Origin of the sequence: Poseidonibacter lekithochrous, from assembly GCF_018861145.1 — a bacterium.
Classification (GTDB): Bacteria; Campylobacterota; Campylobacteria; order Campylobacterales; family Arcobacteraceae; genus Poseidonibacter; species Poseidonibacter lekithochrous_A.
In genome coordinates, this window is sequence record NZ_JAHKQT010000013.1 from 10467 (window position 1) to 32574 (window position 22108).

The 22108-nt window shown below is 27.6% G+C and carries 22 protein-coding genes; 10 read left to right on the top strand and 12 right to left on the bottom strand.

Translation table 11 applies throughout. The features are described from left to right. Nucleotides 1–8 precede the first annotated feature (8 nt). From KO488_RS04930 to KO488_RS04950, 5 genes are read left to right on the top strand one after another with little or no spacing between them, the layout of a single operon-like run. Nucleotides 9–632 carry a transglutaminase-like cysteine peptidase gene (locus tag KO488_RS04930; protein WP_216057681.1) on the top strand — a complete coding sequence of 208 codons (624 nt, stop codon included), beginning with the start codon at nucleotides 9–11 and terminating at the stop codon, nucleotides 630–632. Then, the gene (locus KO488_RS04935) at nucleotides 629–2545 is read left to right on the top strand and encodes a LapD/MoxY N-terminal periplasmic domain-containing protein (RefSeq protein WP_216057682.1); all 1917 of its coding nucleotides are present in this window, start codon (nucleotides 629–631) and stop codon (nucleotides 2543–2545) included. The genes KO488_RS04930 and KO488_RS04935 overlap by 4 nt, the downstream gene beginning before the upstream one ends. Continuing rightward, nucleotides 2545–4698 (top strand): type I secretion system permease/ATPase, encoded by a 2154-nt coding sequence (locus KO488_RS04940; protein WP_216057683.1) that lies wholly within the window; start codon nucleotides 2545–2547, stop codon nucleotides 4696–4698. Before KO488_RS04935 ends, KO488_RS04940 begins: the two co-directional genes overlap by 1 nt. Beyond that, on the top strand, nucleotides 4698–6008 hold the full coding sequence (locus KO488_RS04945) for an HlyD family type I secretion periplasmic adaptor subunit (RefSeq protein ID WP_216057684.1): 1311 nt from the start codon (nucleotides 4698–4700) through the stop codon (nucleotides 6006–6008). The genes KO488_RS04940 and KO488_RS04945 overlap by 1 nt, the downstream gene beginning before the upstream one ends. A 1-nt stretch (nucleotide 6009) precedes the next feature. Next, nucleotides 6010–6609 carry a response regulator transcription factor gene (locus KO488_RS04950; RefSeq protein ID WP_216057685.1) on the top strand — a complete coding sequence of 200 codons (600 nt, stop codon included), beginning with the start codon at nucleotides 6010–6012 and terminating at the stop codon, nucleotides 6607–6609. Between the two features lie 6 nt (nucleotides 6610–6615). Here KO488_RS04950 and trpS read toward each other — a convergent pair whose 3' ends face one another. After that, complete coding sequence (gene trpS, locus KO488_RS04955; protein ID WP_216057686.1) at nucleotides 6616–7581, bottom strand: tryptophan--tRNA ligase; 966 nt, start codon at nucleotides 7579–7581, stop codon at nucleotides 6616–6618. A gap of 49 nt (nucleotides 7582–7630) precedes the next feature. Beyond that, on the bottom strand, nucleotides 7631–8914 hold the full coding sequence (locus KO488_RS04960; protein ID WP_216057687.1) for a TAXI family TRAP transporter solute-binding subunit: 1284 nt from the start codon (nucleotides 8912–8914) through the stop codon (nucleotides 7631–7633). A gap of 118 nt (nucleotides 8915–9032) precedes the next feature. On the opposite strand from KO488_RS04960, the gene KO488_RS04965 reads away from it, so the two are divergent. From KO488_RS04965 to KO488_RS04975, 3 genes are all read left to right on the top strand, one after another. Then, nucleotides 9033–9239 (top strand): hypothetical protein, encoded by a 207-nt coding sequence (locus KO488_RS04965; protein ID WP_216057688.1) that lies wholly within the window; start codon nucleotides 9033–9035, stop codon nucleotides 9237–9239. Nucleotides 9240–9312: 73 nt separating this feature from the next. Then, complete coding sequence (serS, locus tag KO488_RS04970; protein WP_216057689.1) at nucleotides 9313–10551, top strand: serine--tRNA ligase; 1239 nt, start codon at nucleotides 9313–9315, stop codon at nucleotides 10549–10551. A 47-nt stretch (nucleotides 10552–10598) separates the two neighbouring features. After that, complete coding sequence (locus tag KO488_RS04975) at nucleotides 10599–11294, top strand: J domain-containing protein (protein ID WP_216057690.1); 696 nt, start codon at nucleotides 10599–10601, stop codon at nucleotides 11292–11294. Between the two features lie 474 nt (nucleotides 11295–11768). Here KO488_RS04975 and KO488_RS04980 read toward each other — a convergent pair whose 3' ends face one another. The 9 genes from KO488_RS04980 to napA form a co-directional block, all read right to left on the bottom strand. After that, the gene (locus tag KO488_RS04980) at nucleotides 11769–12158 is read right to left on the bottom strand and encodes a hypothetical protein (protein ID WP_216057691.1); all 390 of its coding nucleotides are present in this window, start codon (nucleotides 12156–12158) and stop codon (nucleotides 11769–11771) included. Between the two features lie 62 nt (nucleotides 12159–12220). After that, nucleotides 12221–12679: a PAS domain-containing protein gene (locus tag KO488_RS04985; protein WP_216057692.1), complete on the bottom strand. Its 459-nt coding sequence runs from the start codon at nucleotides 12677–12679 to the stop codon at nucleotides 12221–12223. Between the two features lie 2 nt (nucleotides 12680–12681). Beyond that, on the bottom strand, nucleotides 12682–13068 hold the full coding sequence (locus KO488_RS04990) for a chaperone NapD (protein WP_216057693.1): 387 nt from the start codon (nucleotides 13066–13068) through the stop codon (nucleotides 12682–12684). A 28-nt stretch (nucleotides 13069–13096) separates the two neighbouring features. Further along, nucleotides 13097–14053 (bottom strand): WD40 repeat domain-containing protein, encoded by a 957-nt coding sequence (locus tag KO488_RS04995; protein WP_216057694.1) that lies wholly within the window; start codon nucleotides 14051–14053, stop codon nucleotides 13097–13099. A 12-nt stretch (nucleotides 14054–14065) separates the two neighbouring features. After that, nucleotides 14066–14542: a ferredoxin-type protein NapF gene (locus KO488_RS05000; RefSeq protein WP_216057695.1), complete on the bottom strand. Its 477-nt coding sequence runs from the start codon at nucleotides 14540–14542 to the stop codon at nucleotides 14066–14068. A gap of 6 nt (nucleotides 14543–14548) precedes the next feature. Next, entirely contained in the window at nucleotides 14549–15148 is a 600-nt protein-coding gene (locus KO488_RS05005) for a nitrate reductase cytochrome c-type subunit (protein WP_216057696.1), read from the bottom strand. Continuing rightward, a complete protein-coding gene (gene napH, locus KO488_RS05010) occupies nucleotides 15135–15965 on the bottom strand; it encodes a quinol dehydrogenase ferredoxin subunit NapH (RefSeq protein WP_216057697.1) in 831 nt (276 codons plus the stop codon). The genes KO488_RS05005 and napH overlap by 14 nt, the downstream gene beginning before the upstream one ends. Continuing rightward, nucleotides 15965–16768, bottom strand: a complete 804-nt coding sequence (gene napG, locus KO488_RS05015; RefSeq protein ID WP_216057698.1) for a ferredoxin-type protein NapG — start codon at nucleotides 16766–16768, stop codon at nucleotides 15965–15967. Before napG ends, napH begins: the two co-directional genes overlap by 1 nt. Before the next feature lie 18 nt (nucleotides 16769–16786). Continuing rightward, on the bottom strand, nucleotides 16787–19591 hold the full coding sequence (gene napA, locus KO488_RS05020; protein ID WP_216057699.1) for a nitrate reductase catalytic subunit NapA: 2805 nt from the start codon (nucleotides 19589–19591) through the stop codon (nucleotides 16787–16789). Nucleotides 19592–19865: 274 nt separating this feature from the next. On the opposite strand from napA, the gene KO488_RS05025 reads away from it, so the two are divergent. Continuing rightward, nucleotides 19866–20759 carry a glycosyl transferase gene (locus tag KO488_RS05025; protein ID WP_216057700.1) on the top strand — a complete coding sequence of 298 codons (894 nt, stop codon included), beginning with the start codon at nucleotides 19866–19868 and terminating at the stop codon, nucleotides 20757–20759. Here the strand turns inward: KO488_RS05025 and KO488_RS05030 are convergent. Then, nucleotides 20756–21328 carry a helix-turn-helix domain-containing protein gene (locus KO488_RS05030; RefSeq protein WP_216057701.1) on the bottom strand — a complete coding sequence of 191 codons (573 nt, stop codon included), beginning with the start codon at nucleotides 21326–21328 and terminating at the stop codon, nucleotides 20756–20758. The two genes, KO488_RS05025 and KO488_RS05030, sit on opposite strands and share 4 nt — an antisense overlap. 115 nt (nucleotides 21329–21443) lie before the next feature. On the opposite strand from KO488_RS05030, the gene KO488_RS05035 reads away from it, so the two are divergent. Next, nucleotides 21444–22070, top strand: coding sequence for a LysE family translocator (locus tag KO488_RS05035; protein ID WP_228319017.1), 627 nt, complete (start codon nucleotides 21444–21446; stop codon nucleotides 22068–22070). Nucleotides 22071–22108 lie beyond the last annotated feature (38 nt).

A 22108-nucleotide genomic window follows, 5' to 3' on the forward strand; every position in this document is an offset into this window, starting at 1 on the left:
GAGTTTAAATGAAAAAATACTTATTTTTTATCTTTTTATTTACAGCTCTTTCTTCAAAAGAGTTGTATACTAACAATTTATTAAAAAAAATAAATCTAAAATATGGTAAATATACTGAAAACAGATTTATTTTATTAAAGAAAAAAATAAATAGTGTAAAAAATAAAAGTGATATAGAAAAAATAAATATGGTAAATAATTTTTTTAATAAAGTAAAATATGCATCTGATTCTAAAGTATGGAATAAAAAAGATTATTGGGCAACTCCTTACGAATTTTTAGCAAAAGACAAAGGTGATAGTGAAGATTTTGTTTTTGCTAAATATTTCACGTTAGTAAACGATTTAAATATTAGTAGTAATAAACTATCATTTACATATGTAAAATCAAAGAAGAAGAAAGTTTCATATATGGTTTTAACATATTATAAAACAAAAAAATCCATACCAATTATTTTAGATGCTATAAATTACAAAGCCTTACCTGCATCGAAAAGACAAGATATTATTCCTATTTATAGTTTTAGTGCAAAAAGTGCAGGATTAGATAAAAAAAGTAATAGTAAATTTAAAGCTTCCCAGAGTTTAAAATTTAGAAGACTTTTACAGAATATTAGAGAGGAAAAAATATGAGTTTATTTAAACAATTAACTATCTTAATTACTATATTTTTAGTATTTATGCTTACAATTTTACTCTGGTTTATACTAAGTTATAATAAAGATTTAATAGAAAACCAGTTGAATTCTAATGCAAAAAATAGTGCTTCATTTTTAGGATTATCTATTAGTAAAGCTGTAGACTTTGAAGATACAGCTACTATGGAAGGTATGCTAAGAGCGACAGTTGATAATGGGTTTTATGAATATATATCTATTATTGATACTGATGATAATATAAAACTTAAACTTTCTAGTCCTAGAGAAATTGAAAAAGCACCTACATGGTTTTCTAGTATATTTCAAATTAATGCTCCTGCTGCTACGGCTAATATTATGAAAGGCTGGCTAAATGCAGGGACAATAGAAGTTAAAATACATAGAGGTTATGCAAATAACCAAATGTGGAATACTTTTAAATCTATTTCAAATATATTCTTAGTTTCAACACTTATCTTGCTTGTATTATTTTACTTTTTTATAGATAGATTATTAAAACCTTTAAAAAGATTAAGTATTCAAGCAAAAGCAATTGACAATAATGAATTTATTATAGAAAAATCTTTGCCTAATACAATAGAATTTAAAAATGTTGTACAAGCAATGAATAAAACAATATCAAAAATGGAAATGATATTTAATAAAGAAGTGGAAACATTAAATAAATACAATAATGTATTGTATAAAGATGAGGATACTAATTTAAGAAATAAGAATTATTTAATATTAAAATTAAACTCTTATTTAAAAAATTCTCATGGACTATTAACTTTTATTGAAATAAAAGATGAACTTTCATTTAAGAAAAAAGTGGGTTTCAAGAATTATTTTGCTTTAAAAACTTTTATTATTGATGAAATCAGGAACAATTTTTCTTATAATAGAGATATAGTGTTTTCTGTCTTAACTGATGGTAGTTTTGCAGTACTTTTACCTCATACCTTATATGAAGATGTTAATAAAAAATGGAAAGATATATATTCAAATATAGAAAATTATATAGAAGCCTCAAAGTTAAATGAGTTGTTTGATGTAAAAATTGCCTTTGGTATTTCAAATTATGTTCAAAATACTGAATTAAAAGATATTTTAATTAAAACTGATCAATCTTTAACTGCTGCTATGCAGAATAAAACTTTAAAAATTAACTATTTAGAAAAACCTGTTAAGTTTAGAAAACAAGAATGGATTGAACTTTTACAATGGGCATTCGAGAATAATGGTTTGATTTTTAATACACAAGACGTTTTAGATATCTCATCTAGCAAAATATTTATGAAAGAATATTATACTAGATTAAAAGATAAATCAGGAACAGTATATTTCCCAGGTGATTTTTTATCTATTGTTCATTCAATGGATTGGATGATCCAATTAGAGAAACAAATTATTGGAAAAATATTTAAAGAGAAAGAAGAAAGTAAAGAAAAAAATAAAGCTGTTATAAATTTAACATCTGATTTTATTTCAAACAAAACAAGTGTTAATTGGTTAATAAATGAATTAAAAATTAAGTTTTCTAATTCGAGTACGACTTTTTATTTTGAATGTCCAAATGCTGATATTATAGAATATTTAAAAGAGTATAAATATTTCACAAAAGAGATATCTAAAACTAATCATAAGTTTGCAATTGAAAGTTTTAATTTTGATAATGATAATTTAGATTATTTAAAAACTCTTAAGCCAGAGTATTTAAAAATTTCTAAATCATATTTAGTAGATAAAAATAGTATCACGGATGGTATTTTATTAAATATTACTTCTACTATTGGTGCTTATCTTATTGTTAAGCATGTAGAAACTAAAGAAGAGTTTGAATTTTTAAGAAATATTGGAATTAAATATTTACAAGGTAGATATATTGATCAGTTAGAGGTTCTTTAATGTTTAAAAATCTTGAGCATAAAAAACTATCTTTATCCTTATTTGATAATTTAATTTATTTTCTAAAATATTATCATAAATCAATAAGTGCAAATACCCTTATTGAAGGATTTCCATTAAAAGCAGAACAACAAATTCCTGATATGTTAAGTGTATACAATGGTAAGCCTCTTTTTATTTCGCTTGCAAGAAAAGCTGGATTTAAATCTAAATATATAAAAAAAGAATTCAAAAATATTTCAGCATTAGTTTTACCTGCAATTATTATTTTAAAAGATAGTACTTCTTGTATTTTAGAAAAAATTGATAAAGAAAAACAAACTGCAGTTATTCATATTAATGAATTTGCAGAAGTTAAAGAAGAAATCTCTTTATCTAAATTAAAAGATTTATATTCAGGAGAAATGTTTTTATTAAAAAAAGATCATTTTGAAAGTGAAGTAAAACCGTCATTATTAGATAAAAATGATAGCCATTGGTTTTGGGGTACAATTAAAAAGAATTTTTCAATATATAAAGATGTAATAATAGCATCAATTCTAATCAATATTTTTGTACTTACAACTCCATTTTTTGTAATGAATGTATATGATAGAGTTGTTCCAAACTTTGCATTAGAGACTTTATGGGCTATGGCTATAGGTATCTGTGTTATATATGTATTTGATTTAGTCACAAAGTTCATAAGAGCTTATTACATAGATATTAGTTCTAAAAAAGTTGATATTATAGTATCTTCAAAATTGTTTGATAAAATACTAAACATTAAATTAGAACATAAACCTAAGTCAATTGGATCTTTTGCGAATAATATTAAAGATTTTGAACTTATAAAAAACTTTTTTTCAAGTTCGACAATGGCTGTATTAGTTGACTTACCATTTTCTATTTTATTTTTAGTTGCAGTTTTTTATATATCAGGTTCAATCGTAATTGTTCCTATGATTTTTATTGCACTGATTTTAATTTATTCTTTACTTATTCGAAATCCTTTGCATAAAAGTATAGAAGCTTCAAATGAAGCAGTATCTTATAAAAATGGTATTTTAATTGAAAGTTTAAGTGGACTTGAAACAATCAAAAGCTTAGGTGCTTCGGGGCATCTTAGATGGAAATGGGAAGAGAGTACTGCTGATATTTCAACAAAGTCATTATTTACAAAAATGATAACTACTTCAATTACAAATGTAAATGCTTTTTTTGTACAACTTACAACTATTTTTATAGTAATCTATGGTGTTTATGCAATTTCTGAAAACGAATTAACATTGGGTGGTTTAATAGCAGCTGTAATTTTAGGTTCAAGAGCTATTGGACCTATGGGTCAGTTTGCTTCACTTATTAGTAATTATGAACAAGCTAAAACTTCATACAATATGTTAGATAATATTATGAATCTTCCTGAAGAGAGATCTAAAAATAAAGCAGCAATTCATAAAGAGTATATTTCAGGTTCTTTTGAATTTAAAGATGTTTCATTTTTTTATAATGAAAATAAGAAAGTTCTAGATTCTTTAAACTTCACTGTTAAACATGGAGAAAAAATAGGAATTGTAGGAAAAATAGGCTCAGGAAAATCTACAATTATGAAACTATTAATGAAGCTTTATGATGCAAATGAAGGTGAAATAATAGTTGATGGTATTGAAATAAAGCAGATAGAACCATCAGATGTTAGGAAAAATATAGCTTATGTATCGCAAGATACTTTACTATTTAATGGAACACTAAAAGAAAATATTTTGTATAAATATCCTTATGAAAGTGATGAAACACTAATCAATGCTACAAAAACTGCACAATTATTAGATTTTGTAAATGCTCATCCTGAAGGTTTTGATTTACGTGTGGGTGAGAGAGGAGATACTCTATCTGGTGGACAGAAAAAGGCTATATCTTTAGCTAGAGCATTAGTTGGTAATTATTCTACTTTATTATTAGATGAACCAACTGATAGTATGGATATCTCAACTGAGAAGAATTTAATTAATGCTTTAAAAAATGAGATTAAAGATAAAACAGTGATTTTAACTACACATAAAAGTTCAATGCTAGAGTTAGTTGATAGATTAATTGTTGTAGATAATGGAAAAATAGTTTTAGATGGCGAAAAATCTTATGTATTAAATGCATTATCAAATAAGGTTAAATAATGAAAGATCAAGAAAAAACAAATGACTATGAATATATAAATTCTGTATCACAAGCATTAGTTGAAAAAGTACCAAGTAGTACTAAAGTTCTTTTATACTTAATCTTTTTATTACTAATATGTTTTTTTATTTGGGCATATTTTGCAAATATTGATCAATTAGTTAGAGGAGAGAGTAAAGTTATTCCTTATGGTCAGAATCAAATTGTTCAAAATTATGAAGGTGGTATTATCACTAAGATTTTAGTTGAAGAGGGTGATTTAGTTAATAAAGGTGATATTTTATTACAACTTAAAAATAAACAGTCCTCTTCAACTTATGAAAAAAATATACTTGAAATTGATGTATTAAAAGCACAGAAAAATAGATTATATGCAGAAGCAAATGATGAGGATTTTATATTTGATGAGAAAAATGATATTTATCAAAAAGAGTTTGATTTGTATGAAAGTGATATTTCTCAACTTGATTCAAAACTTAGAATTTTAAAGGATCAAATTTCACAAAAAGAAAAAGAAAGAAATGAAATAAGATCCAGAATAAAACATTTAGATCAAAATTTTAAACTTATTAGACAAGAACAAAAAGTTATGGATCCCTTAGTAAAAAGAGGAATTGTTTCTAAGGTTGAATATTTAAAACTATTAAGAGAAGCTAATTCAATAAAAGATGAATTAGAATCTTCGAAATTATCATTAAAAAGAGTACTTTCCTCTGTAGATGAAGCAAAAAATAGATTTAAAGAGGCAAAAAGTGAGTTTAAAAATAATGCACACAAAGAATATAATGAAATTATAGGAAAAATTAATCAGTTCTCAAAACAAAACCAAGGTTTAGCGGATCAAGTTGATAGAACATCAGTAGTTTCTCCTGTTACAGGCTATATAAAAAAAATGCATATAAATACAATAGGTGGAAGTGTTCAACCGGGAATGGATTTAATAGAAATTGTTCCTAAAAATAAAAAGCTTTTAATTGAAGCAAAAATTAAACCTGAAGATATTGCTTTTTTACATAATGAACAAAATGTTACATTAAAATTTACTGCTTATGATTTTACAATTTATGGATCATTAGATGGAACAATAGAAAAAATATCTCCTGATTCAACAACAGACCAAGAAAACAATACATATTATTTAGTATATATACGAGCTAATAAAGATTATTTAGGTACTGATGCAAAACCTTTAATGATTATGCCTGGAATGAGAGGAAGTGCTGATATTTTAACAGGTAAGAAGACAGTTCTAACTTATCTTTTAAAACCAGTTATAAAAACAAAACAATATGCATTTACAGAGAATTAAAATGAGAATAGTTTTCGTTTCCCCAAATAGACTATTGCATGATCAATGGAATAAAGCAATTGAAAATAATACGAAAATTTCAAATATTTATTTTGAAAAAGAGATAGAAAACTTCAATTTTTTAGAAGAGGATATTATTCTTTTTGATTATGACAATTTAAATGAGTTTTTGTCTTTTGCTTTAAAAGGAAGAGTTTTATGCTTAAGTTCGAAATTAGATAATATCAATGGTTTTAAACTTTTAAAACAGGGAGTAAAAGGTTATGGTAATAACTATATGACACCTATGAATTTAAAAGAAGCAATTAAAGTTATCAAAAGTGACAAAGTTTGGGTAAATCCGGATTTAATGAAGTTTATTATTGAAAATTCAACTTTGTCAAAATTAGTGAAATATGATGATAAAATTGATGGTTTAAGTCAAAGAGAATTAGATGTTTCAAAGTTTGTTTCAAAAGGATTTACAAATAAAGAAATAGCTCAAGAGCTTGATATTACAGAGAGAACTATAAAGGCTCATATATCAACTATATTCCAAAAGTTACAAATAAAAGATAGAGTAACTTTAGGAATTATGATGAAAGAGTATTTAAACTCTTAACAAATATTATATTAAACCTACGGCATCTCTAATAATTCTCATTTTTTCACTAGCAATTTTAGAAGCTTTAGAAGCTCCATAAGCTAATATCTCATGTACTTCTTTAGGATTTTCTAAAAGATGTGCTCTTCTTTCTTCATATGGTGCAAAGTGCTCATTTATTTTATCAAATAAAGTTAATTTAAAATGTCCATAACCTTCACCTGGTGTTTCAAATCTTTTTTGTAAATCTTTTAATTCATCTTCATTCATAAATAATTCAGATATTTTATAGATATTGTTATCTTGCCATTGTTTAACATCATCAAGTTCTTTTGAATCTGTAACAATTCCCATTACTTGTTTTTTGATTTTCTTTTTAGTGTTAAACATATCAATTGTATTTCCATAAGACTTAGACATTTTAGCTCCATCAGTTCCTGGAACTGTAGCAACTGTTTCATCTACTTTTGCTTGAGGCAATATAAATAGGTCTTGTTTATAAGAATGATTTATTGAAGTTGCTATATCTCTTGCCATTTCAACATGTTGAATTTGATCTTTCCCAACTGGTACGATATTAGAATCAAATATTAAAATATCTGCAGCCATTAATACAGGATAAGAAAATAATCCGTGATTTGCACCAATTCCTCTTGATGTTTTATCTTTATATGAGTGAGCTCGTTCAAGTAATCCCATAGATGTATGGTTTGATAAAATCCAGTAAAGCTCTAATACTTCTTTTACATGATGTTGTACCCAAAATGTTGATTTTTCTGGATCCATTCCTAGTGCTAAAAAGTTAACTGCTGCTTCAAAAGTATTTTGCTCTAATAAAGCTTTATCTTTTACTGTTGTTAGTGCATGATAAGAGGCGATAAATGCAAATAGCTCTCCATCATTTTGAGATTCAATCATCTTCTTAACCATTCCAAAATAGTTTCCAATATGAATAGTTCCTGATGGTTGAATACCTGATAAAATTCTCAAAATTTATTTCCTTGTAATTTTTTTGTAATTATAGCAAAAGTAGCTAAAATTAATTATTGTTTATTTTACTATGTAACTTTGAGATTATAAGTTCTAAATGCATAATTAAATCATAATATTCACCCATGTAAGAAAGTGGGACTTTTGTCTCTTCTTTAATCTCTTTTTTTAATTCTTCAACTTCAAGAAGTTTACTTTTTAATTCTTCTATTTTTAGACCTTCTAAAGCTAAATCAAGTGCTTGAAGTTCATCATACCATCTATATATTTTTGAACGAACACTCCACTTGTAAAGAGGTAAAGTACCTTTAATTAAAGGTATTAAGAGTGTGATTAAAGGTATTATTAAAATCTTTAATCTATCAAGATTTGAAGCAATCCAATAAGGAAAGATTTTCTCTAACCATGTATCTCCATAGTCAAAATATCTTTGAGCTTCTTCATTTGTCTTAATTGTTATATTATGCAGATTAGGAAATTGATTTTCTGCTTCAAAAAGATTTTTTTTATTATGTATATCTTTAATACTTTTTAAAACTAATCTAGTTAACTCTTCTGAAAAATCATCTCTAGCAACAAGTAAAGCTGTTGTAGCTAAAAGGTTAATATTCTCAGAAGGCACATTTTTATATAAGTTTATTGTTCCTTCATAAAGTTTAATTGGTTCTAAGAAATTATATTTTCTGCTATAAGCTTTTGCTCTTTTTAAACTAAAAAGATTTATATCAGGATTTTCTAATAACTCTTTTATCACAGCAGAGTCAGGAGAGCTAACTAAGAAAATAGCATCAAGTTCTCCTTTTAAAAGTTTTTCCTTACTTTCTTCTGTAGAATAGTTTAAAATACTTGAATTTGTATTATCAATCTTATTATCACTTAATATTTTTGATGCAAGGTCATTTGTACCACTTCCTTCTTGTCCTACTGATATTTTTTTTGAAGTTAATTCAACAATATAATCCATTGTATATTTTTCATTTCTATAAAATATCCATAAAGGTTCATAGTAAGTAGAAGCTAGAGTACTTACTTGTGTTTCTTTTTGGTCATAATCTATTCCATTTTGAATAAATGCTACATCAGCTTTTTTCTCTTTTATTAATTGAAGATTATCAATTGAACCTTTTGATGTAAGTATATTTACTTTAACTTTTTGTTTTTCAAGTATTTCTTTATAAATTAGTGCTGTTTTATAGTATTGGCCATTTTTAGAGCCAGTTGCTATTGTGAACTCTTTTTTAGGTACGGGTTGTATAAATTGGATTGTTGTATAAAACGAAGCAATTATAAATGCTAAAATTAAAAGTGAGACAAGTAAAACTTTATTTTTCATTTGGAATCTTTTTTATTTATATCTTATACAAAACTTTATAAAAAAACATATAAGAGAGTAGTAAAAGTTAATTAAAATATGTTTATGATACAATTCGCGAAAATTTAAAGGAGATATTATGGCAACAGTAAGAGTTGAAAGAGCATGTGGTTGTTTTAGAAATTCAGACTTTGAACAAGTTACTGAATGTGAAACAATTGATGCTGCATTAGAAAAAGCAAATGAAATGTGTACAGTTATGAATGAAGAATTTTGTGAGAAACATAGATTTAAAACAGAATATGTTGAGGGTGAAGTACTAATTAAAATGGTAATGAACGGATAATCTTCTCATCTATCTAATCTCTTTGTAGCAATTTTTAGATATAATGCAAAAAATATAAATACAAAGAGAAAAGATGATTGATATAAAACTACTACAAAAAGACTTTGATACTATGGCTAGCGCTTTAAAAAGAAAAGGTGTGGCTCAAGAAATTTTAGACAACTTAAAATCTATCTCAGAAAATGCAAAGCTTAAAAGACAAGACATGGAAAATGTTACAGCTGAACAGAATAAATTATCAAAAGAGTTTGGAAGATATAAAAAAGAAGGTTTAGATATAGCACCTCTTCAAGCTAATATTAATGCTCTTAAAGCGAATAAACAAACTTTAGAAGATGAGGTTAGAGTTATAGAAGAAGAGCTTACTTCAATAGCACTTGGTGTTCCAAATCTTCCTGATGATTGTGTTCCTAATGGTGCAGATGAGAATGAAAATGTTATTTTAGACACTATTGGAGAAAAACCAGAATTTTCTTTTACTCCTAAAGAGCATTGGGATTTAACAAATGGTTGGATTGATTTTGAACGAGGTGTAAAAATAGCTAAGTCTAGATTTGCAGCTCTTAGAGGCGAAGGTGCTAGAATGGAAAGAGCTCTTATTAACTATATGCTTGACTTCAACAGAGAAAGAGGTTTTGAAGAGTGGTATGTTCCTTTTATGGCAAACTCTAATACACTTCAAGGAACAGGTCAATTACCAAAGTTTGAAGATGATTTATTTAAAATAGAAGGTGAAGATTTATATCTTATTCCTACTGCTGAGGTTTCATTAACAAATCTTGTAAATGATGAAATTATACCTGCTGAAGAACTTCCTATGTTACTTACTTCGTATACTCCATGTTTTAGAAAAGAAGCTGGAAGTGCAGGAAGAGATACTAGAGGACTTATTAGACAACATCAATTTGATAAAGTTGAAATGGTTGCTATTACTAAACCTGAACAAAGTGAAGAAGTATTCGAAAAAATGGTAAATTGTGCAAGTGATTTATTAACTTCATTAGGATTAGCTCACCAAAAAATGCAATTATGTACTGGGGATTTAGGTTTTTCTGCGTCAACAACAATTGACTTAGAAGTTTGGTTACCTGGTCAAAATAAATATAGAGAAATCTCTTCAATTTCAAATACAAAAGAGTTCCAATCTAGACGTGCAAAAATTAGATATAAAGATGGGAAGAAAAATGTATTAACTCATACATTAAATGGTTCATCACTTGCAGTTGGAAGAACTCTTGTTGCAATTATGGAAAACTATCAAAATGAAGATGGAAGCGTAAGAATTCCAGAAGTACTTAAAAAATATATGTAAGTAAATTAGCTCTTTTGAGCTAATTTCTAAAATAAAAGATTGAGAATATGATAAAAAAAATACTGAAAATATTTCTAGCTGTAATACTGTTACTAATCAAAAAAATATTTGTTAGAAAAAATAGAGTTGCACATAAAATCATGGATGCTCTTGCTAATAAATTCCATTCTATTTTTATTGTTACTTCTTTTTCTTTTCTATATATATCCTTATTAAATATTCATATAAAAGAATATTCTCTTAACCCTTTACTTTATGTTCTGTTATTTCTTCAGTTTGTTGTTATTATTAGATATTTTAATCCTGAAATGCTAAAAATAAAACCATTACAATCAAGAATAATAACTTTAATTAAAAAAGTATCATTAGTTCTATTTATTGTGAATTGGGTATTTGTATCATTTTTATTCTCCTTATCGTTTATTGCGATATTCTTTATAAACTATGGACTTTATGTTTTTATTATAAATCAAATTAATAAACAAAAAGAACAAGAAGAGTTTAAAAAGCAATTTGGTGAAGGTAATTATTCATCAAAAGATATAGTTAAAAAACATGTAGAAAATTTATTTGAAGCAAATATAGATGAGAAGCAATTAACTAGAAATGAGATAAAAAAACAATATAGATTAATGGCTAAGAAATATCACCCTGATGTTTATGATGGTACAGATAATGATAAGTTTGCATCAATTAACCTATCTTATAATTTTTTATTAGATTTAGTGAAATCAAGTAATTAAAAGATTTTAGCTAAAAAAAAAGGATAAGTTATTTAACTTATCCTTTTTTTTGTTCGCACACTCTGATTTTATTTATATAAAAAATATTCAAATATATTCAAAAATAAAAATCATTTTGACATTATAAAAACTTTGATTTTTTACAATAATGAGTAATTAAAAGAAGTCTTATCCTGAAAAAAATTTTACAGCTACGTAATTCTTTTACTAAGGAGAGATAATAGATAAAACTTCTATTGCTGAAAGTATATCATAAAAAATGCTATTTTAATGCTACGTTATGTTTTTTTTTCAAAATTTGTAAATTAAAATATTTTTTCTGATATTTTCATAAAAATATAATAGAAACTTTACCATGAAAAATCTTATATTGACTTTTTATTTTAAAAGGAGGGGAAGAGGTAAAGCTTCTTATTATGGTGTAAGTATACTAGGAATGAAAAGTTATATTAATGATATAAATCAATAATACTTCTATTTTATGAAGACTTTAGAATCATATAATTTATTATTAACCCTTACTTCCATATAACCTTTTGTCACTTTATAATGCTTAAAAGTCATTTCTTGTGCAATCTTTATTTTTTGCTTATTATAAATAGGTATTGATTTTATAAAGTTACCTTTTGAATTACCTATTTTTACGTCTGGCATGATATTATTTAGTCTTCCAAATACTACTATTTTTGAGAAACATGTACCATTATAATCATCTTTTGTTTTTCGTAAGTGCTGTATATTTTCACCATTTCCATTTTGATGAAAGATACCAATTGCATGTGCAGTTTTTATTTGTGAAGAGTAAGCATTTAAGTTTGTTAATGTGAGTACTAGTAAAGTTATACTTATATATATTTTTTTCATAATTATAACTTTACTATATATTTGTGTATTTTTTGTTGTTATGTAAATTAAAGCTTGAATCTTTACTGTTTTTTATATTCTGTATAGTTTACATGACGAACTAATTCACCTGATGTTAGTTTTAATTGATCATATTTAACTTGGTATTCAACTTTCTTTTCAAAGCTCATTGGGCTTCTAATAGATTTATATTCTACTAATTTCCCATCTTTATGTACTTCTGAAATCTCAGCATAAACCCAATAATAACCTTGATCTTTACGTAAATTCTTTACATAACCCGACCATTTGCCTTTTGTCTCCAATTCTTTCCATAAGTCACTAAATACAGCTCTTGGCATATCCGGATGTCTTACAATATTATGTGGTTTTCCAATAAGCTCGTTTGGTGCATAACCAGAAATATGGGCAAAAGTGTCATTTACATAAGTAATATTCCCTTTTAGATCTGTTCTTGAAACAATTAGTTCCTCTTTTGGTACTATTGTTTCTAATAAAAAATTACTTGAGTTATATTCCATAATTACTTTCCTGTATTATCAAATGTTCTTGCAAAACCTTCTAAATCTTTTTTCTTTAAATCTCCATTATAAACAATATCCTTAGGATCCATATCATGGTCATTTAAAGCCTTTGGAACAAGGTCTGCATTATCTAAAACTTCCATATGAGCACTTAACTCATCTTCACTGTAAGCCATTTGCATTTCAGCCGCAGCTACATGAGGAATACCTTCGATAACTTTTAGTTTTTTTAATTCTTCTTCAACTCCAGCACCTTCGATGGTTATAATAATTCGACCTATTTCATCATGCATATGATAATCACAAACATCACAATTTTTTAATGATTCTACTACTTCATCTAAATACTTTGGTAATGTTGATACTACGATACTTGAAACGTTCATTTATAATCCTTTAGTTTTAATTAAATTTTTAATTAATTTTATAATAGTTTATTCTCTCATCATCACTAGAAACTAAGACTTCTTTTTCATTAATAAATATTATATTTGTTAATGTAGTTCTATTTCCTTTTAATAATGATAATTCTTCTCTTGTTTTTGTATTAAAAATACTTACTTCATTATCTTCATTACTAGCAATTCCAGCAAGTTCACCACTTGGGCTTAATCCTGCACTATAAATTAAAAAACTTGCATCTTTATGATAAGCACTTTTTTTACTTATTGAAAAAACAGCAGCACGTCTATCTTGTCCTGCAGTTAAAATAATATCATTTTTAAAATCAACCTGAAATACATTATCAAGATTTTGCTTTTTAAATACTTCTAATACTTTTAAACTATTAGTATCAAGCATTTGTAATATACCACTTTCATCAGCAATTACAATACGTTTTTTATCTTCACTTAATGCAAAGTATGAAAACTTAGATTGTGATATTTGAGTTTGAAGAATCTTTTTTTTATTTTCTAAATCATATAAATATAATTCATTTGATAATAAAGAAAAGAGTATTCTTTTTTTATCAAGAAATTTTGCACGTGCTATAAACATTCTTTCTTTTGCAGAGATTATTTCAGTAAGTTTTGAATCTTTATATATATGAATTGCCCGTCCACCTTTACTTCCTTGAGAAAGTATTAAAATCATATTTTCTAAAATATCTACACTGTAAATTTTAGAGTCAATTTCATCACCCATAAAATCTTTTATTCTTGGAATAGCAATAGATTCAAGCAGTTCATGAGTTTTAATATCAAAAATATCCACTTTTGAAGCTGCTGTTGCTACATAAATTTTATCATTTTTTAATACAATATCAGTAACACTTCCACTTGCTTTATATGTAAAAGATGGATTTATTTCTTTTGCATTTAATATATTTAAAAGTAAAGTTATAAATAAAATAGCTTTAAATAGTTTCATCTTTTTCCTTTTTTAGATAACTTTTATTGCCTGAGTAGGGCAAACTTTTATACAAAATCCACATGAAGTACAGTTATCGTTTACTATTGGTTTAAACATTCCAAAAAAATCAATTGCATCATCAAAACATGGATCTTTACATGAAAAACACATTGTATCATTCCACGCTAAACACTCTTTTGTATTTATTTGGATTCTAACATTAATATTCTTTTTATTCTCTATTGTTAAAACTTCATTAGGACAGGCATTTGCACACTCATCACAATAAGTACATCCATTTATCGAAAAATCAAGTTTTGGTGTTTTATCATCTTGTATTATAATAATATTTTCTTCACAAACTGTACTACATATTCCATCACACTCTATACAGTTTGTCAAAAAAATTGATTCATCATTAAAATAAGGTGGTCTTAAAATTATCTCTTGCTTTTCATCTTTTTTAAAAGAAGAAGCAAGAGAGCTAAAAAGCTCTCTTCTTTGCATTGTTTTCTACTTTTTTAATGTATCTAAATCATCTAGGATTACTTCATCCCAACTAGATTTAAATGCACCATTTTCTTTTGTGTAAGCTGCTTCAAAATTATTTTCAACTGCTAATTTACCAGTTGTTTGAGGCGCATGACATTGACTACAATTAAATCTAGAACCGGCTAATTGAGAAATTGGTTTTACAGAAACTTCATTTTTCATATTATCAATAGATTTTGTAAACATTTTCCCATCATAATTATGTTTTGGTCTAAAGTCCATAAAGTGTGACTTTGGAATTGGTGTTGCACCCATTGATTCAGCAACAGCTGGTTCATGACACATTGTACATTGATTGTTATCAATTGTAATTGGTAACATTCCTTCCGTATCATGAGGTATCATAGGTGGAGCATCTTGGAATGCTCTTTCAATCTTTTTAGAAGTACCTGCTACATCTGTTCCATATGCAGTTTTATCAGCAGTTGTATCTTTCTCAGTATATATATTAGTAGTTCTTAGTCCTAGAGACTCTTCACTAACCGTTTTATTCGCAGTACATCCAATAACTAATATCGTCGCTGTAGTTGCGATTGTTAAAGCTAATTTACCTAACTTCATTATCTTTTCCTTTTTTTAAATTCTTAATTGAAAAATTAAGAGCATCATCATCACACACTTCTATGCATCTTCCACAATTTGTACATTCCCCATCTAAAACAGGAATAGAAGTTTTTGTAACCATATGTAAAACATGGCTTTCCGGACAAACTTCTTTACATTTCATGCACGCTGTACAATTAGGTGCATTGTGATGAACTCTAATTAAACTAAATTTACCTATTAGTGAATACGCTCCACCAAGAGGACAGATATGACCACACCAGCCATTTTTTAAAACAAATAAATCAAAAAGAAATATTACTAGTATTGCTGCCCATCCAAAACCTAGGCCAAATATAATCCCTCTATGAACCATAGAGATAGGTGAAATAAACTCAAATGCTGTAATTCCCATTGCAAAAGAGATAACTAAACTTATAGCAATTACCCAATATCTTATATTTCTAGAAGCAGGTTGTTTTTTTTGAATTTGATTAAAACCAAATTTTCTTCGTAAATAGTTTGCTAAATCTGTAATTATATTTACAGGACAAACCCAAGAACAAAAAGCACGACCACCAATAGTCATATAAAAAATTGTGATGATTAAAGCACCTATTATAATATCAATTGATATCACTGCACCAGCTGCAAACATTTGTAATACAGCATATGGATCACTAAGAGGAATAATTCCTGCTAATAGTGATGAAGATAAATTTCCTGTAAGAAAATTTATTCCATATACATTTGCTATTACATATAGAACCATAATTAAAACCTGTGAGATTCTTCTAGCTATTAAGAATCTATATTTATCTAATAATGTTTTCATTAGTATAAATCCTCCATTGAACTATTTAAAGAATCTAATGCAGAATCTTTACTAATTTCAGTTCTTGTTTTTTCATTTGTTGCGTTTTCAAGTCTTTTTTCATCATTTTTGTCCCAGCCCTTGATATAATAATCACCGGCTTTACCTTCTGCTATTTCTCGTGGAAGTACGAAGATTGCTGCTTTATCAGTTACACAAGCTTTTTCACACATTCCACAGCCAGTACATACGTCTGCATGTACAACTGGTTTTAAAAATGCATGTTTACCTGTTCTTTCATTCTTAGTGTATTCAATGCTAATTGCTTCTCCTAATAAAGGACAAGCTCTATAACAAGCATCACATTGAATTCCCCAAAAAGCAATACAACTATTATCATCAATAACTGCGACACCCATGTCTGCTTTGTTTATATCTAACTCTTTCTTATCATTTTGTACTGAGAAAATATCAAGTGCATCTGTAGGACATACAGGAACACAAGGAATATCAGGACACATATAACAAGGAATATCTCTTGGCTCAAAAAATGGAGTTCCAAGAGGTTTATTATCACCTGGTTTTGCAAGTTTTAGTGTATCAAAAGGACATGCTTCTACGCACATACCACATTTTATACATGTACGCAAAAAGTCTTCTTCTTCAAGAGCACCTGGAGGTCTTAGTATTAGTTTAGTAGCTGTTACTTCACTAACATACGCACTCCAAGTTAGACCTCCTAAAATTGCAAGACCTGTAGCTCTTGCAATAGTTAGGAAAAATCTTCTTCTATCACTTATATGACTTTTTTTACCAGTATTCATTTTTGACTCTTTCTTTAATTACGCTTTATAAATTTTAACTGCACATTTTTTAAAGTCAGTTTGGAACGATTGTGGACAAGTATAATCAGCACATACTTTGTTGATAAATACTTTTTCATCAAACCATGGTACAAATACTAAACCTTTTGAAGGTCTATTTCTTCCTCTTGTTTCAACTCTTGCTTTAACTTTTCCACGTCTTGATTCAACCCATGCTAAAGCACCTTGTTTAACACCATATTTCTTAGCATCTTCAGGATGCATATAACATAAGGCTTCAGGAACTGCTCTATAAAGTTCAGGAACTCTCATCGTCATAGTACCTGAGTGCCAGTGTTCTAAAACTCTACCTGTACTTAACCATACTGGGTATCTTTCATCTGGCATTTCAGGTGCATCCATATAAGGACGAGCAAAAATCTTAGCTTTGTTTTTTAAAGATTTTTTATTTTTATCTGTAATACCTTTTAAATCACCTTGAGCTAATGCTTTAGCAAGTGTTCCATAGAATGCAAAATCTGTTCCAGGTTTTCCATATTTTTTAGCATATGGATCGTATTTAGTATTAAATCTCCATTGAGTTTCTTTACCATCAACAACTGGCCATTTAAGTCCTCTTACTTTGTGATAAGTATCGAAGTCAGCTAAATCATGTGCATGTCCTCTTCCGAATTCTGCATACTCTTCAAATAAGTATTTTTGAATAAAGAATCCATATCCTTTAAATACTTTTCCATCAGAACCAATAATATTTCTTGAATCACCAATTGCATCAGTATTGTCATATCCAGCTTGAATTGGATCTTCTAAATCAATTTTGTAAGATTTAGCTTTTTTATTTGCGAATAAGATTTCATACATAGTTGTATTTTCATCGTATCCCATTTTTTTAGCTTCAGCTGTAACGTCTGCTAATTTTTTACCGTTTCTTAGAGTTGATGCACCCCATAAATCTTTAACCGTAAATCTTTTTGAAAGTTCAACCCATTGCCATGTATCAGACATTGCATCACCTACTGGCAATACTTGTTGTCTCCAATGTTGAGTTCTTCTTTCTGCATTTCCATAAGCTCCCCATTTTTCATAAATCATTGCAGATGGTAGGATAAGGTCAGAAACTTTTGCTGAAATACCAGGGTATCCATCAGAAGTTACAATAAAGTTATCCATTTCTCTTGCTGCTTTAATCCAGTGAGATGCTGATGCAGTATCTTGGTAAGGATTACATACATTTACCCATGCAAATTTAATAACACCATCTTCAATATCTCTATGGATTTTCATGATGTGTTGATTTCCAATAGGATTTAGTGTTCCATTTGGAATTTTCCATGCATTTTCAGTAATTTTTCTATGCTTAGGATTTGCTACCATCATATCAGCTGGTAATCTATGACAGAATGTTCCAACTTCTCTTGCAGTTCCACAAGCAGATGGTTGACCTGTTAATGAGAATGCACCAGAACCTGGTTTAGCTTGTTTATTCAATAAGAAGTGAACATTGTATGCTAATGTATTAACCCAAGTTCCTCTTGTATGTTGGTTCATACCCATAGTCCAGAAAGATACTACTTTTCTATTTTTTTCAATATATAAACTTGCCATTTCTTTGATTTTTTTCATAAAATCAGCATCTGATTCATCAGGATTACCTTTTGAAACTTGAGTTGTATATTCAGCTGTATATGGCTCTAAGAATTTTTTATACTCTTCAAATGAAATTTCCCAGTGTTTTAAACCAGAATTTTTATTAACCATTACATCACCTTCTTTATAACCATAAGGTGCAAGTGCAGGGGCTTCATCTTTAGAAACTACTTTTTTCATTTCTTTTGAAATTGTTTCCATTTCAAGATCAGTATATTTACCATCTTTAATTGATTTTTCATCAGATCTTCTCATTCCATAACCCATATTAACAGGTGATGCTGCGAATACGATATGTTCTTTAACAAAATCCCAATCAATTGATTCTGGATGATTATAAACAATTTCTCTAGCAATATAATTCCATAATGCTAAATCTGAATTAGGTTTGAAAATAATTTCAGTATCAGCTATATCAGAAGTTCTATGTCTATATGTAGAAAGGTTGATAATTTTTACATTTTTAGGATCTGATAATTTTCTATCAGTAACTCTTGACCATAAAATAGGATGCATTTCTGCCATGTTAGAACCCCAAGTTACGATAGTATCAGTTAATTCGATATCATCATAACATCCAGATGGTTCATCAATTCCAAAAGTTTGGTAGAAACCAACAACTGCAGATGCCATACAGTGTCTAGCATTTGGATCAAAAGCATTTGATCTGAATCCACCTTTCATCATTTTCTGAGCAGCGTATCCTTCCATAACAGTATATTGTCCTGATGCAAATACACCAACACCTTCTGGACCTGAATGCTTAAGTGCTTTTTTGATATTTAATTCCATCTCATCAAAAGCTCTTTCCCAAGAAACAGGTGCGAAGTTACCTTTTTTATCAAAGTTACCTTTTGAATCTACTCTTAATAATGGTTGCTTTAATCTATCAGCTCCATACATAATTTTAGCATTAAAATAACCCTTAATACAGTTAAGACCTCTATTTACAGGGGCTGCAGGATCACCTTTTACGGCAACAATTTTACCAGCTTTTGTAGCAAGCATAATTCCACATCCAGTTCCACAGAAACGACAAGCTGCCTTATCCCATCTCCATCCACCTTCTGCTGCATTTGCTTTTGCAGCTAATTCTGCTGGTACAGTCATACCAACTGCTGCTGCTGCTGATGCTGCTGCTGAGCTTTTTAGAAAATCTCTTCTTGATAGCGACATATTTTCTCCTTTAATCAAGTTAATGTTTTACCTTGAAATTATATCAATTTTAGAAAGAGTTACTGTTGATTAACGTCAAGTAATTTAAGTTTTAATTAAGATAAAAATTATCCTATTTAAAAGAAGTCCCATATTTTGGTTGTTATAATAGTTTATTAGAAAATAAAATTAAATATATTTTTTTAATTAAATAAATTATTTAACTTGATTTATATCATGTAAGAGGAAAAATATTTAAGATAATATTTAATGATAAATAATCTAAGGAAATAAAATGGCTTTTCATGAATATATTAGGGCAGTTGGAACTGGACCCAAATCAAATAGAGAGTTAACAAAAAATGAAATGGAAGATGCAATGGAATGCATTCTTAATCAAAGTGTTCATTCAGAACAAATTGCTGCATTTTTATTAGGTTGGAGAGTTAGACTTGAAACAAATGCTGAATTAAAAACTTCATTTGAAGTATGTGAAAAATATATAAAAAGAAAAACTATAGAAAATTCAATTGAATTAGGTTATCCCTTTGATGGAAAAGCTGATAATCCATATATATTACCTTTAGTTGCAAAATATTTAAAAAAGTTTGATTTAAATATAGTTGTAAGTGGTGATGAATTACAACCTGCAAAAAATGGTTTAACTTTAAAACAATTACATGAAAATATTGAATTTGAAGATAATATTCATTATTTCGATAGAGCAGATTATTTTAAAGAATTAAGTAATCTTACAAAAATCAGAAATATTTTAGGTCTTAGAACAGCTTTTAATACAATAGAAAAACTATTAAATCCAGGAAACTCAAAATACGCAGTGAATGCAGCTTTTCATAAACCATATGTTGTAAAATATAATGAATTATTTGGTGAAAATTATGACCATTTGGTGATTGTAAAAGGGAATGAAGGTACACCTGAAATCTTCTCAAAGTGTAAATATTGGCTAAATAACAATGGTGAAATTAGCGAACATTTAATAGATCCTGAATATTTCGGAATAAAGTATAAAAAATCTACTTCTATTATAAGTAAAAAAGATTCTTTAAATATGACAAAAAATCCAAGTTCTGATTTTGAAAAACTTGCAAAGTTAAATGCTGCAATGTTTTTAATAGCTTCAAAAAAATCTAGTGATATTAAAGAAGCTTATGAGATGATTGATTAAATAGTTATAGGAGTTATTGCAGAAATATAAGAAGCCTTTTTAGGGCTCCTATTTTCAATTTTATGTGGAATTTGAAGAGAAAATCTAATAGAATCTCTTTTTTGAAGTATATGCTCATTTTTATTTAAAGTAATTATTATTTCTCCATCTAGTACATATATACAATGTTCACCTTTTGTATTTGATACAGCTTCTTCACAATTCCGATTTGGTGATAATCTTACTAAAGTAAATTCTATATCTCCTTGTAAATCTGGTACTAATAATTCGCAATTATATGATGAGTCTGGAAAAGATATTTTTTTTCTATTCATTTTTCTTACTATATATTCTGCTTCATTATGTACAATTAGATTTTCTTCATCCTCTTTAAATAATTCTGCTAATGTTGTATCTAAAACTTTAGCAATTTTTCGTAAGGTTTCAACTGAACCTTGGGTTAAATCATTTTCAAGTTGAGATAACATTCCAACAGAAATTTTTGCCATATGAGCTAATTCTTTTGCGTTCATATCTTTTTGAATTCTTAAATTTTTTATTTTTTTTCCAAGGCTTAATTCTGTTGTCATAGCTTACCTTTTTTACTTAATATTATATTTTAGATTATCAAAAGTGTTCTTTGATTTTAATATATTAATACTTTTATCCTCTTTTGTATATAATCTTTTCTTTTAAAGGATTATTTTGGATTTTGTAAATTTTGCACTGCTTGCTGTTTTTATACCTACTTTTTTTGTTGTTTCAATTACACCTGGAATGTGTATGACACTTTCACTTAGTATGGGAATGAGTATTGGCTTAAAGAAAACATTTTATATGATGTATGGTGAGCTAATAGGTGTTGGATTAGTTGCCACATCTTCAGTTATTGGAGTTGCAACTATAATGCTTCAATACCCAACAATATTTTTAGTTTTAAAATATGCTGGTGGAGCTTATTTAATGTATCTTGGAATTCAAATGTGGTTATCACGTGGAAAAATGGCATTAAATTTAGAAAAGTGTGATTATAATGTTTCTAAAAAAAGTTTGGCCATTCAAGGTTTTGTAACAGCAATTGCAAATCCAAAAGGTTGGGCATTCTTTATAGCTCTTCTTCCTCCTTTTATAGATGATAGTTTACCAATGACTTCACAACTAATAGTTTTAATATTTATGATTTTAATCTTAGAGTTTGCATGTTTAGTTATCTATGCAACAGGTGGTAAAACATTACGTAAATTATTACAAAATAGTTCAAATGTTAGATTAGTAAATAAAGTAGCTGGTACTTTAATGATGGTAATTGGAATTTGGTTAGCAACTAGTTAATGTAATGAATATAGATGTATACTTCTCTTATTACTTTA